This is a genomic window from Polaromonas sp. P1_G2 (genome assembly GCF_056405515.1).
Genome location: NZ_JBFUBY010001108.1, coordinates 1 through 459, shown reverse-complemented (window position 1 = coordinate 459; position 459 = coordinate 1). Strand labels below are relative to the sequence as shown.

The window sequence follows — 459 nt, the reverse complement described above, 5'->3', positions numbered from 1 at the left end:
GCCCGGAGCGGGCCAAAACGCCAAATTTCCGGAAAGCTTTTATCAGCGACCGCTGAATGGCGCAGCCTTTGCCACCGAACCATCGCCCAATGCGGCAGTCTCACAGGCCGATCGCACCAATACCGTTATCGACGCCGTCAGGAAGGTCGCGCTGGCGGCCAATGGCAAAGTGGTGCTGGTCGGCCATTCCATGGGTGGCGTGACCGTCTCCCCCGTCGCCGAGGCCGTGCCGGATCTGATCGAAGCCGTGGTCTATCTCACCGCCTTCATGCTGCCCACGGGCATGCCAGCGATTGCCATGATCCAGCACGAGACCATGGCCAAGGCCGTGGTCCCTGCCCTGTTCATGGCCGACCCGATGGCAGTCGGAGCGATCCGCATCGATACCGGCTCAACAGATGAGAACTACCGTGCCACGCTGAAATCCGCCTTCTATGGCGATGTCGACGATGGCGAAAT

The 459-nt window shown here is 61.7% G+C and carries 1 protein-coding gene; it reads left to right on the top strand.

The window, feature by feature from the left end; genetic code table 11:
• Positions 1-459, top strand: a 459-nt coding sequence (locus AC1D0P_RS29290; protein ID WP_477679942.1) for an alpha/beta fold hydrolase, incomplete at both ends; no start/stop codon positions are given.